Raw genomic sequence first — 389 nt, forward strand, 5'->3', positions numbered from 1 at the left:
TGCGCCGACGCCCGAGAGCATCAATATCTGCGGCGAATTCACCGCGCCGCCAGACAGCAGAACCTCACCCGCAGGGTTCAGCCGCGCCTGCTTGTATTTGTTGTTCCGCCTGTAGGACACGCCGATCGCGCGCCGCCCGTCCATCACCACGCGGGTCACCCGCGCATCGGTGATGACCTCCAGATTCGGCCGGTCCAGCGCGCTTTCCAGAAACGCCTTTGCCGAACTCCAGCGCCGCCCGCGGTTCTGGGTAACCTGATAAAGGCCGACCCCTTCCTGACGCTCGCCGTTGAAATCATCATTATGCTGGATCTGCAGTTCGCGCCCCGCCTTGACGAAGGATCGGCTGAGCGGGTTGACCGTCTGCAATTCGCTGACAAACAGTTCAC

At 62.2% G+C, this 389-nt stretch carries 1 protein-coding gene; it reads right to left on the reverse strand.

Annotation, left to right across the window (positions count from 1 at the left end; all coding sequences use genetic code 11):
• Positions 1–389 (reverse strand): GMC family oxidoreductase N-terminal domain-containing protein (locus E3E51_RS12980; protein ID WP_206204591.1); only part of this gene is annotated, 389 nt, incomplete at both ends.

The organism is Thermococcus sp. 21S7, from assembly GCF_012027615.1.
GTDB lineage: Archaea > Methanobacteriota_B > Thermococci > Thermococcales > Thermococcaceae > Thermococcus.